Genomic DNA, 12,585 nt, shown 5'->3' with positions numbered 1-12,585 from the left:
AACGAAAAGGGATACATTACATGATCATCGTGTAACGTATCCCTTTTTTTTATACGATAGGGGTTTCAGCTAATAGTATTTCAAGTCGATCGCCACCGAAAATTTCCATATCAAAACTTGCAGGCTGGCCGTTTCTTAAAATCGTAAAATTTCCTTTGAATGTGCTTGGGAGCTGCCAATTAGAAAAGCGAAATACATCTTGATAAATCCAACGACTGCGATCCTTCTCTGTAAATAATACAGTGGCTCCATTGGGCACAGTTGAAAGAGGAGCTACAATCATTTGATTGACCAGTGCTTCATGTACTGTTTTGGAAAGCTCCACTACTTCATTTTGGAAATGAATGATGATTTTATCTTCCAGCAAAAGATTCATTTGGTCTGCAATGCGCTGAACAGTTGGCAATGATTGCTGCTGAAAGTTAATCATGTCACCATCTTGCACAGCATAGCTCAATTTAGTAGTTTTCCCATTAATCGTTAATTGGGAAGAAAACTCAGGTAAAAATAAAGGCTGTCCATCGACATGTATTGTATAAGACTCAAATTGCTTCAATAAATGCCAGTTGTTTGTGACTTTAAAAATTTCCTCAATGGTTTCAGCTATCTCAAAAACGACACTATCACGATCATTCAAAACTGTATCCAGCGATGCGGGTGAGTGATTGACTGAAATTTTCGGCTCAATGACATATTTTGTATTTTGAATAGTTATGGTCTTGATTGCAGCATGATCAATAAGATCTCTCACCGTTACTGTGGCTGGCTGTCCATCTTGTCCCTCCTCTAGCTGAATGGCATCGCCTGTTTTAATTAGTGTTTTCGTTGATGCTTGTTGTCCGTTGACTAATATTTCAGCTGGCTGTCCATGACCACCAGGAATGAATATATCTTGTCCGTTAACACTAATAGATAAGCCGTGGCCAGGTTTTCCATACAATTGTTTAGCGCGGATATTAGCCGCTAAAAAAGCATCTGCAACTGTCATTTCTTTTAGCTCAAAAAGACGAACCACCTGATTATTTACCGTTAAACTCATATATTGGATAGGCATTTTTTTCGCTGCTATGGCAATACCGATTGGCGTAACTAACTCTGGCGATGCTTTGATATGCTCTTCTTTTGTCAGGTTTTGAATAGCATCAATGCCTCGAACAGCTATACGGTTTGCTGGTAAATCAAGGACTAGTCCAAGTTCTGTTGTTAAGTTAGGTGTTAAGCTACCTCCGCCAACAAGCATAACAGCCTTTGGAGCCACACGGTTATTGAGTCGTAAAATTTCTTCTCCAATGGACTTTGCAAGCTGCTTGACAGCAGGTTCAATTGCTAATAAAACTTCAGCTTTAGGGTAATACTGATCAAAACCAAGAATATCTTGAATTAATATTTCTTCTGCTGTTTGAAGCTGACGCTTTGCTATTTCGGCAACAGGAAAGTCTAGTAAATAATGGTCACTTAAAGCCTCTGTTATTTCATCGCCTGCTGTTGGAACCATACCATAGGCTACAACAGTACTTTTATCGGTAATGGCAATATCAGAAGTACCCGCGCCTATATCGACAAGAGCCACATTTAAACGACGCATCGTGGAAGGGATAAGGACATTAATAGCTGCAATAGGTTCTAATGTCAAAGCTTCCATTTCTAAATCAGCTCGTTTTAAAGCGGCAATTAGTGATTCGACTACAACACGAGGTAGGAACGTAGCGATGACTTCGATTTGTGCCTCGTCTCCTTGTTGATCCAAGAGGCTGCCAATTTCTTCACCATCCAAGCGATAGTAGAGGACTGAGTAGCCTACGCAGTAATAGTGGCTTATTTTGGCATCTTCTTTATGTTGTAAAAGTTGCTGTTGGGCTTGTTGAACTGCTTGGAGCTCTAAGCGACTTATATCTTCTTCTGTAAAAATAGGACGATTACGTATATTGATCGTCACGCTAGCTTGTTCAGTTTTCAAGGATCGGCCCGCTGCTGCAACACTTACTTTCGTCAGGGGACCGTGTTTCTCTTCAAGTTCATATTTTATTGTATTAATTAATTCTGCCACATACATGACATTATGTATTTGACCATCCACCATGGCACGTTCTTTATGCTCTTTCACTACAATATCTTCTACATGATAATGGTCATTTTCTTCTTGAAGAATAATTCCGACCACTGAGCGTGTACCAATATCAAGTGCAAATAATTTAGAACTCAATGTAATCGCTTCCTTCCGCGTTATATCTCAATTTTAATTTAGCGAGTTGAAGCGCTAAATTAAAAATGCGTGACATTCTGAACAACATTGATTATAATATTGCTATTATCTAAAAATGTAACATACATTTCAGAGTTCTGAAAGTGTCTGTCATGAGGAGAGGAGCAAGAAAGCATGAGCCAAAAAGATTTAGAAAGCTTACGTAGTCAAATCGACGGATTAAACTTAGAAATTCTTCGTCTTATTAACGAACGTGCAGCTGTAGTTGATGAAATCGGTAAAATTAAAGAAAAACAAGGTGTAAATCGCTATGACCCACTGCGTGAAAGACACATGCTTGATCTTATTAAAGAACACAACCAAGGTCCATTAAACCAAATGACGGTAGATTATATATTTAAACAAATCTTTAAAACAGCTTTAAAACAACTTGAAGCTGATAAGAAGAAAGAATTACTTGTATCTCGTAAGAAGAAATCCGAAGATACAGTCATTAATATTAATGGTGAATTAATTGGACAAGGGAAGCCATCTTTCGTATTTGGTCCTTGTGCCGTTGAATCTTATGAGCAAGTAGCTGCAGTAGCGGCTTCTATTAAGGCAAAAGGTGAAAAGCTAATCCGTGGTGGTGCTTATAAGCCACGTACTTCTCCATACGACTTCCAAGGTCTTGGATTAGAAGGCTTAAAAATCTTAAAACGTGTGTCTGAGGAATATGGTTTAGGCGTTATTACTGAAATTGTGACGCCAGGTCATTTAGAGGAAGCATTAGATTATATTGATGTGATTCAAATCGGTGCACGAAATATGCAAAACTTTGAATTATTAAAAGCAGCAGGTGCAACTAATAAACCTGTCCTACTAAAACGAGGCTTAGCTGCAACGATTGATGAGTTCATCCATGCAGCGGAATACATTATGTCTAAAGGAAATGAAAATATCATCCTTTGTGAGCGTGGTATTCGTACTTATGAAAAAGCAACTCGTAATACATTAGATATTTCTGCCGTACCAGTGTTAAAACAAGAAACGCATTTGCCAGTATTCGTAGATGTTACACACTCAACAGGACGTCGTGATTTATTGTTACCATGTGCCAAAGCAGCCATTGCAATCGGTGCTGATGGTGTTATGGCAGAAGTGCATCCAGATCCATCTGTAGCACTTTCTGATTCACAACAACAAATGGACATCCCAACATTCGACGCATTCTATGAAACACTACAAAAATTCATGAAAAATCATGAAATCCATGCTTAATTGTTAACAGCTAACACCGCTTGCTTACTTTGGCAGGCGGTGTTTGTTATATCGTGACAAAATAATGTCTAGAATAGGACTATTAGTACTTGGTTTTTACGTAGTTCTTCTTGAAAATAATATGAAAATTATCGTATGATAAGGCTATAATAGGAAAAAAGGGAGGCACGTACGATGACTGTTACAATTTATGATGTTGCAAGAGAAGCAAATGTTTCTATGGCAACGGTCTCTCGTGTAGTCAATGGTAATCAAAACGTAAAACCAGCAACACGAAAAAAAGTACTAGAAGTAATTGAACGATTAGAATACCGTCCAAACGCAGTAGCGCGTGGATTAGCAAGTAAGAAAACAACAACAGTTGGCGTGATTATCCCAGATATTGCAAACAATGTTTATGCAGAGCTGGCTCGTGGTGTAGAGGATATAGCCACAATGTACCGTTATAATATTATTTTAGCCAACTCAGATCAACATGAAGATAAAGAGTTACAGTTACTTGATACTATGCTTGGCAAACAAGTAGATGGTATTGTGATGATGAGTGATGAAGTAACAGAAAAGATGCAACAAACAATGGATCATTCACCGGTCCCAATTGTATTAGCAGGCTCTGTAGATGAATCGCAAACAATAGCTACTGTCAATATTGACTATTTCCAAGCGGCTTATGAAGCGATATCTTTACTGATTCAAAATGGTCATACACGCATTGGTTTCGTAACGGGCCCACTTTCGTATACAATTAACGGAAAATTCAAGCTAGCAGCCTATAAGAAAGCATTACAGGATGCTGGCTTGCCAATAGATGAAGCATTAATTGCTGCTGAAGAATCTAGCTATGACATGGGCTTAGAAGCTTGGGAGATTTTATCAGCGCTTGAACAACCACCTACAGCCTATTTTGCGGGCAGTGATGAATTGGCAATTGGTTTAATTCATGGTGCACAAGACGCCGGTAAAAATGTTCCAGAGGATATCGAAGTGATTAGCTTTGAGAATTCTAAATTAGCACGAATGGTTCGTCCACAACTAACAAGTGTTGCATTACCACTGTACGACATTGGTGCTGTTGCTATGCGCCTACTTACTAAATTGATGAGTAAGGAACCGGTCGAAGATGAGGCGGTAATTTTACCCCATCGTATTGAACATCGACAATCCGTCAAAAGTAAATAATATTTAGGAACACGTAAATCTTATCGAGGATTTGCGTGTTTTTTATTTAAAATGGAGCGCAGGGGGATGTGGCTTTAAACCAATGAAAAAAACCCCACGAAAAATCGTGAGGAAAGGTGTTAATCTCGTTTTTCATTGCGTATAAGGTGTAGTGCTTTTGCTAACATTTGAGCATTTTTTTCTTCTATTTCTGTCTTCCGTGGAATGGGCTCATATAAAGGATATGGGTCCTCCCAAGTTGGAATAAAAGGAACGGGAGCTTCAGTTTGCCAGCGGTCAAGCCATACCTGTGGAAGAGGTCCCGATGGTAACGCCTGGTCAGTCATTTCTAACCAGAGCATGGACCAAGCACGTGGAACTACTCGCCATATATCATAGCCACCTCCACCCACCGCAATCCACTTACCATCGCAATATTCATGGGCTAATTGGTGTGCGAGTTTTGGAATTTCACGATATATATTCATAGTGCCATGAAGATGTGTCAAAGGATCAAAATAATGGGCATCTGCTCCATTTTGCGTGAGCACAACATCTGGCTTGAAATATTCGAAAACCTCTCTCATAGATTGTTCATAGATTTCTAGGAAACTTTCATCCTCTGTAAAAGCATCCATAGGGAAATTAAAGGAGGTACCATACCCTTGTCCGTTGCCTCGTTCAGTAATATTGCCTGTTCCAGGGAATAGATAGCGCCCTGTTTCGTGAATAGACAATGTACAAACATTTGGATCCTCATAAAAGCTCCATTGCACACCGTCCCCATGATGCGCATCTGTATCGACATATAATACACGGGCATTATATTTTTCCTGTAAGTATCGAATCGCAACTGTACTATCATTGTAAATACAAAATCCTGATGCGCGACCACGAAAACCGTGATGTAGCCCTCCACCAAGATTGAGCGCATGCTCAGCTTTTCCTTCCATTACATAATCAACGGCAGTTAATGTCCCACCGACTAATTGGGCACTTGCTTCATGCATATTTTTAAAAATTGGTGTGTCTTCTGTGCCGATACCATAGCTTTCACATTGGGCTACCGATAATTCTCCATGTCCTGCCTTCTTTACGATATCAATATACTTAGGGTCATGGGCAAGCAGTAGCTCCTCTTCTGTTGCAACACGTGCTGGAATAATATCTATATCATCGAGAGCATCTATTTTTTTTAGTAAATCCATCGTTAGCGTCAAGCGTTTATGATTAAAAGGATGTGTATCTGAAAATTTATATCCGAGTTGTTCAGGCGAGTAAACAAATACTGCCTTTTTCATTATAACGAAACACCTGGTAAATTAGGCCAGAGTACATCAAATCCTTCTTTGCGAAGGTCTTTAATCATAGCTAAAGGATTCAGTGTTTTTACTCGGACACTTAAAATTTTATTTTGCGTATTTTCAGAATCAGGATACACTAAGACGCTTTGGACATTGGCATGATGATGATGAAATATCTTTGTTATTTCAAATAAAACACCTGGCGTGTCAGCTACTCGAATTTCAATTTTTGAGCCAGGTTCCGTAGCACCGGTCAGCTCTATATATGTATAGAGTAAATCCGTTGTAGTAACAATTCCTACTAATTTCCCTCCAGAGACAATAGGTAAACAACCCACTTTGGATTCGTAGAAGGTAAGAGCGACCTCTTCAACAAAATCAAGTGGATGACCGACAAGCGGATCCTTGACCATTATTTCTTCTACTTTTGCATGAAAAACAGGAGATTTAGGTTCATCTTGTAAAGATGATGGCAAAACTTCTTTAATGTCCCTTTCTGTAATCACTCCTAGAACGTGACGTTCATCATCTATAACTGGTAAATGGCGAACTTTTTTGTCACGCATTAGCTTTAGTGCCTCCAATACGGTATTGGTAGGAGCTAATGTGTAAGGTTCCTCATTCATAATTTCTTCTACGATCATATACGCATCCCCTTTGCATTGGTTTTAATACATGAAACGATTTCTAAAACGAAGCCTATCAAATCTTTCGATTGTCTCAGGAGGCACGCGTTTACCTTCGCGAGCCATTAAACAATTTGCTGGGTGTGATGTAATTTCTGGATCATCCGTAGCAAAATATTCGAATCCGACAGAGCTCATCATCTTCTCCATCATTTTGCGATAGTCCCAAACATTTAAGCCAGTCCCCTTTAAATCCCAATGCCAATAATATTCGGTAGTTATCACTAAATAATCTTCCATTTCATCACCCATAAATGAAACGGCTAGTAATGCCTTTCCTGAACCGGTTCCGCGATAGTCGGGAATCACTTCAATTGCCCCTAATTCAATCATGTCATCGATTCGGTCCTCCGCCCATCGTTCAAGTGGATCAGGATAAAGATAGGTCACATAGCCTACAACGATATCTTCGTTTCGAATAATAATAATACGCCCTTCAGGAAGCCCTGCAATTTCAATGATAGCTTGTTGTTGCTGTTTTGGAGGTCTAAAAGCAACCAAGCCCTCATGGAAAGAATATGTTGCTAATTTTTCTGGAGGAACAGGTCCTTCCACATACACAGTACCATGCTTAGTTTCCCTTTTGACAGAAAAAAAAGTTTTTTTATGTTCCATAATGCCACCACCTGAGTTTAATAATTCCATTATAGCTGATTTCTTGCGTAAAAACGCTTATTTTTGCAAAATATACCCGTATTTTCGGAAAAGTAAAAATATTAAGACAATCTATTTGGATTCGTGTAAAATATAATATATTGCTTCTGTTATTTAACAGATAAAAGTAGTGTAATTAAGAATTATGTCATTTGTAATGTGATAAACTGTTATATAACAAAAGCTGCATATATATTTTGCTTGGAACGTAAATTTATTATTTCAGCAGAGGGGATTGTTGAAAAATGAACAGTTTGAAGCAAAAGCAAAGAAAGGGGTAGTTTCATGGAGATGAAAATGAAGGAGAAGTTAACGGCTTTAGCTGGTCAGCACCATTTAATGAATTATGAAGAAGTGGCAAAGTCTCATAATTGGGCTGATACGGAAAAAGCATTTAGCTGGTACGAAACAGGTTTAGTGAATATGGCGTATGAGGCAATTGATCGCCATACAGAAACACATCGTAAAAATAAAGTTGCCCTTTATTTTAATGATGGTAAACGTAAAGAGGCGTATTCATTTAATGAAATGAAAAGGTTAACGAACAAGGCTGCCAACGTGCTCAAAACAGCTACTAATCTACAAAAAGGTGATCGTTTATTTATTTTTATGCCACGATCTCCTGAGCTCTATTTTTCATTATTAGGTGCGCTGAAAATGGGGGTTATTGTTGGACCATTATTTGAAGCTTTTATGGAAGGTGCTGTGTATGATCGACTAGCAGATAGTGAGGCGAAAGTATTAGTTACTACACCGGCGCTACTTGAACGTGTACCTATCGCTAAATTACCTCATCTCGAGCATATCTTTTTAATAGGTGAAGATATTGAGGAAACAGCCCAAATTCTAGACTTTAATCAACGATTGAAAGGGGCTTCTGCTCAGTTTGATATGGAGTGGGTAGATCGAGAAGATGGGATGATTCTTCACTATACCTCTGGATCAACTGGTGCTCCAAAAGGAGTGCTACATGTTCATAATGCTATGCTTCAACAATACCAATCTACGAAATGGGTTCTTGATTTACGTGAGGAAGATATTTATTGGTGTACGGCTGATCCAGGATGGGTGACAGGAACAGCCTATGGTATTTTTGGGCCATGGTTAAATGGGGTAACAATGGTGATCGTTGGAGGAAGATTCTCACCGCAAGCATGGTATCAAGCCATTGAAGATTATAGTGTTACGGTATGGTATAGTGCACCAACTGCATTCCGTATGCTGATGGGGGCAGGGAGTGGCTTGCTTGAAAGCTATGACCTATCATCTTTACGTCATGTGCTATCTGTCGGTGAACCATTGAACCCCGAAGTGATTCGTTGGGGAGTAGAAGAATTAGGTCATCGAATCCATGATACATGGTGGATGACAGAAACAGGAGCGCATATGATTTGTAATTACCCTTCGATGGATATTAAGCCAGGATCGATGGGAAAACCACTTCCAGGTATTCATGCGACGATTGTAGATGATGCTGGAAACGAAGTACCACCGTTTACAATGGGAAATTTAGCTATTCAACGAGGTTGGCCAGCTATGATGCGTCAAATTTGGGGCAATCCAGAGCGCTATGAATCTTACTTTTTAAAAGGGAAATGGTATGTATCTGGAGATTCTGCCTATATGGATGATGACGGATACTTCTGGTTCCAAGGTCGAGTGGATGATGTCATTATGACAGCCGGTGAGCGTGTAGGACCATTCGAAGTGGAAAGCAAGCTATTGGAGCATCCAGATATTGTTGAAGCAGGAGTCATTGGAAAACCAGATCCAGTCCGAGGGGAAATCATAAAAGCCTTTGTATCCTTACGAGAGGGCGTTGAACCTTCTGATCGATTAATTGAGGATATAAGAGATTTTGTTAAAAAAGGTTTATCGGCTCATGCTGCACCACGGGAAATTGAATTTAAGGAAAAACTACCAAAAACACGCAGTGGTAAGATTATGCGTCGAGTGTTGAAGGCATGGGAGTTAAATTTACCTACGGGTGACTTATCGACGATGGAAGACTGATAAAGTAAAGGACATCAATTAATTTTTATACAATCTATGCATGAAAAGAAGGTAAGGATTCATTCAATCAATGAAAGGATTCTTGTCTTCTTTTTTCTTTATTTCACAATGCTGAAGGGATATTTTAACGGGAAGTTATGGTGTACGGAAAAAAATAAAATTAAATAAAAATTCAGTTGACTTAATATTTATGCAGACGTATACTATTTTTAACTTATTTTAGAGGTGAGTGCATTGAAAGTAGGAATTGTTGGAGCAACAGGTTATGGTGGGCTAGAGCTTATTCGGTTTTTACATAATCATCCGGCTGTAGAGCAGCTAACATTATTTACTTCTTCCGAGGAGGGAGTTCTTTTTTCTTCAAAGTTTGGTCATCTTTTGACGATTGTAGATAGGCCGTTACAAAAAATAGAGGAAGATACTTTAGCGATGTTTGATGTAATTTTTACAAGTACACCATCTGGCGTAACAAGTAAGTTATTACCATCATTGGTTAACAAGGGTCCAAAACTAATAGATTTATCTGGTGATTTCCGGTTAAAAAATCTTGCAAGCTATGAAGCATGGTATGGCAAAAAAGCAGCACCATTTAATACAGTTCAGCAAAGTGTTTATGGTTTAACGGAATGGAATTCAGAGCAGATACAGCAAGCTACTCTTATTGCTAATCCAGGTTGTTACCCAACAGCAGTGTTGTTATCATTACTACCGCTAGTGAAAGAACGCTTAATTGATCCAAGCTTTTTAGTGATTGATGCAAAAAGTGGCATCTCAGGAGCTGGCAATAAGCCGTCACAAACAACTCATTTTAGTGAGACGAATGAGAACTTCTCTATCTATAAAGTAAATACACATCAACATATACCAGAAATAGAACAGGCTTTATCCATGTTTGCTCATGTAGAAAAAAATATTACTTTCAATACTCATTTAGTACCTATGACACGTGGGATTTTAGCAACATCCTATGCGCCTGTAATGGCAGGTGTTACAGAGGCTCAGTTGATTGCTTGCTTACAGGAGACTTATGAAAAACATCCTTTTGTTCGAATTGTTACAGATGCTACTAGTTTAGGGACTAACCGTGTCAAGGGTTCCAATTATTGCGATATTTTGGTGAAAGTAGATTCTCGTACAAATCGTGCCACAATCGTTAGTGTGATTGACAATCTAGTCAAAGGGGCTGCAGGGCAAGCTATCCAAAATATGAATGTACAATTTGACTTACCACAAACGACAGGCCTTGATGTCGTACCGTTCTTTATTTAACAGTTCCACGTTTAGTTTGATGAAAAAATAAGGAGGAATTATGGATGACAGTTACTACATCAATAAATGTAATGAAAAAATTATCAAGTAAAAATATTGTTTCACCAAAAGGCTTTAAGGCAGCTGGGTTACATTGTGGTTTAAAACATAAGAAGAAAGATTTAGCGATTTTATTAAGTGAGGTACCAGCTAGTGTTGCTGGTGTTTTTACAACAAATGCTGTGCAGGCAGCCCCATTAAAAGTAACAAAGGAAGTTGTTTACACAACAAAAAAAATGCAGGCGATAATCGTGAATTCGGGTAATGCTAATGCTTGTACAGGGAAGCAAGGGGTGAAGGATGCCCAAACAATGCAGGCGCAAGCGGCTAAAAAATTAGGGATTGCACCTGAATTGGTGGGAGTTTGTTCAACGGGTGTCATTGGCGAAATGATGAAGTTGGAGCCAGTAATAAACGGTATTCAACAGCTAGAACCGAAGGACAAATTAGAAAGTGCTATTGACTTTGCACAGGCGATTTTAACGACAGATACAGTTATGAAAAACACAAGCTATAGTACTACGATAGATGGCAAGGAAGTCATTATCGCTGGTGTTGCGAAGGGTTCAGGCATGATTGAACCAAATATGGCAACAATGTTGGGCTTTATTACGACAGATGCCCAAATAGAATCTGATGTATTACAAAGTGCATTATCCGATATTACCAATCTCACGTTTAATGCCATTACAGTCGACGGGGATACATCTACAAACGACACAGTTGTTGTATTGGCGAACGGTTTCGCCGGAAATAAGCCGTTAACACCTAAGCATCCAGATTGGTTAAATTTCTATTACACATTGAAAACAGTAGCCGAAGATTTAGCAAAAATGATTGCCAAGGATGGAGAAGGGGCAACCAAGCTTATTGAAGTAGAAGTTGTTGGCGCAGTTTCAGATGAAGAGGCACGAAAAATTGCGAAGACCGTCGTAGGTTCACCACTTGTAAAGACTGCTGTTTTTGGCTGTGATGCGAACTGGGGACGAATTATTGCAGCAGTAGGGTATAGTGGTGCGAATGTAGATCCGGATAAAATTACGATTCAAATTGGAGGCGCTACAATGGTAGAAAACGGTGAGCCAATTCCTTTCTCAGAGGATGAATTAATACAAATTTTAAAAATGCATGAAGTGAAAATATATGTGTCCCTTGGTATGGGTGAAGGTAAGGGGCATGCTTGGGGATGTGACTTAACGTATGACTACGTCCAAATCAACGCATCATACCGCTCGTAAACGAATGGTGATCAAGCTCGGAGGTAGTACACTAGAGGGCTTAAATAAAGATTTTTTTAATAATTTTAAAAAGCTTCAAGATAGCGGTGTGGAGCTTATTATTACTCATGGCGGTGGCCCAGCTATTAATCGTGAATTAGCTGCTCGAGGCATAGAATCGCATACATTAAATGGTATACGTGTGACAAATGAGATAGCTATGAATGTTGTCCAATCAACTTTGATTGGGCAGGTTAACCCTACTTTAGTTCATGAATTAACAAGTGCCGGCGTTAAAGCCATTGGGCTAAACGGTTTTGATGGTCAATTAATGGTGGCAGATTATTTAGATAAAGATGTTTATGGTTTTGTAGGAGCAGTAAAAGCCATCCATACAGCCTTACTTGAAACTTTATTGTCAGTGGGAATTGTACCTGTTATTGCTTGTGTTGGAGCAAGTGAAGCAGGTCAGGCTTTAAACATTAACGGTGATACAGTCGCAAGTGAAATGGCATTAGCCTTAGGGGCAGATAGTTTATTACTCGTTACAGATGTAAGTGGTATTCGAGTCTGTGATGAATATCAAACAATGGCAACACCTTCTCTTATTGACCAATGGATAGAACAAGGGCATCTATATGGGGGGATGATTCCGAAAGTACAAGGAGCTATCGATTGTTTACGTGCAGGTATACCTTCCGTGCAAATTGTCGGAGAGACATTGATTGGCACTACAATTGTCACTTCCGATAAACTTCATGCTACCTAATGTTCTAATAAGA

The 12,585-nt window shown here is 39.1% G+C and carries 10 protein-coding genes; 6 read left to right on the top strand and 4 right to left on the bottom strand.

The window, feature by feature from the left end; all coding sequences use genetic code 11:
• Positions 1–49: 49 nt before the first annotated feature.
• On the bottom strand, positions 50–2,203 hold the full coding sequence (locus MKY88_RS18145; protein WP_328203750.1) for a cell division FtsA domain-containing protein: 2,154 nt from the start codon (positions 2,201–2,203) through the stop codon (positions 50–52).
• A gap of 174 nt (positions 2,204–2,377) precedes the next feature.
• Between MKY88_RS18145 and MKY88_RS18140 the strand changes: the two genes are divergently transcribed.
• Together MKY88_RS18140 and ccpA are read left to right on the top strand one after the other, a co-directional pair.
• Entirely contained in the window at positions 2,378–3,463 is a 1,086-nt protein-coding gene (locus MKY88_RS18140; protein WP_008176746.1) for a bifunctional 3-deoxy-7-phosphoheptulonate synthase/chorismate mutase, read from the top strand.
• Positions 3,464–3,637: 174 nt separating this feature from the next.
• Positions 3,638–4,642, top strand: coding sequence for a catabolite control protein A (ccpA, locus tag MKY88_RS18135; protein WP_008176748.1), 1,005 nt, complete (start codon positions 3,638–3,640; stop codon positions 4,640–4,642).
• Between the two features lie 119 nt (positions 4,643–4,761).
• Here the strand turns inward: ccpA and MKY88_RS18130 are convergent, their stop codons facing one another.
• From MKY88_RS18130 to MKY88_RS18120, 3 genes are read right to left on the bottom strand one after another with little or no spacing between them, the layout of a single operon-like run.
• The gene (locus tag MKY88_RS18130; RefSeq protein ID WP_340814366.1) at positions 4,762–5,922 is read right to left on the bottom strand and encodes an acetoin utilization protein AcuC; all 1,161 of its coding nucleotides are present in this window, start codon (positions 5,920–5,922) and stop codon (positions 4,762–4,764) included.
• Positions 5,922–6,569 carry an acetoin utilization AcuB family protein gene (locus MKY88_RS18125; RefSeq protein ID WP_193832879.1) on the bottom strand — a complete coding sequence of 216 codons (648 nt, stop codon included), beginning with the start codon at positions 6,567–6,569 and terminating at the stop codon, positions 5,922–5,924. The genes MKY88_RS18130 and MKY88_RS18125 overlap by 1 nt, the downstream gene beginning before the upstream one ends.
• 24 nt (positions 6,570–6,593) lie before the next feature.
• Positions 6,594–7,226 (bottom strand): GNAT family N-acetyltransferase, encoded by a 633-nt coding sequence (locus MKY88_RS18120; protein WP_025116994.1) that lies wholly within the window; start codon positions 7,224–7,226, stop codon positions 6,594–6,596.
• Positions 7,227–7,550: 324 nt separating this feature from the next.
• Between MKY88_RS18120 and acsA the strand changes: the two genes are divergently transcribed.
• The 4 genes from acsA (at position 7,551) to argB (ending at position 12,572) form a co-directional block, all read left to right on the top strand.
• Complete coding sequence (acsA, locus tag MKY88_RS18115) at positions 7,551–9,278, top strand: acetate--CoA ligase (protein ID WP_445669176.1); 1,728 nt, start codon at positions 7,551–7,553, stop codon at positions 9,276–9,278.
• Between the two features lie 234 nt (positions 9,279–9,512).
• Positions 9,513–10,547 carry an N-acetyl-gamma-glutamyl-phosphate reductase gene (gene argC / locus MKY88_RS18110; RefSeq protein WP_258268714.1) on the top strand — a complete coding sequence of 345 codons (1,035 nt, stop codon included), beginning with the start codon at positions 9,513–9,515 and terminating at the stop codon, positions 10,545–10,547.
• A 44-nt stretch (positions 10,548–10,591) separates the two neighbouring features.
• A complete protein-coding gene (argJ, locus tag MKY88_RS18105) occupies positions 10,592–11,824 on the top strand; it encodes a bifunctional glutamate N-acetyltransferase/amino-acid acetyltransferase ArgJ (protein WP_340814365.1) in 1,233 nt (410 codons plus the stop codon).
• A complete protein-coding gene (gene argB / locus MKY88_RS18100) occupies positions 11,787–12,572 on the top strand; it encodes an acetylglutamate kinase (protein ID WP_340814364.1) in 786 nt (261 codons plus the stop codon). The genes argJ and argB overlap by 38 nt, the downstream gene beginning before the upstream one ends.
• Positions 12,573–12,585: the final 13 nt, after the last annotated feature.

It is taken from the genome of Lysinibacillus sp. FSL R7-0073 (assembly GCF_038009065.1).
GTDB classification, from domain to species: Bacteria; Bacillota; Bacilli; order Bacillales_A; family Planococcaceae; genus Lysinibacillus; species Lysinibacillus fusiformis.
Note: the sequence above shows the minus strand (reverse complement) of the source record. Positions and strands in the feature narration are given on the sequence as shown.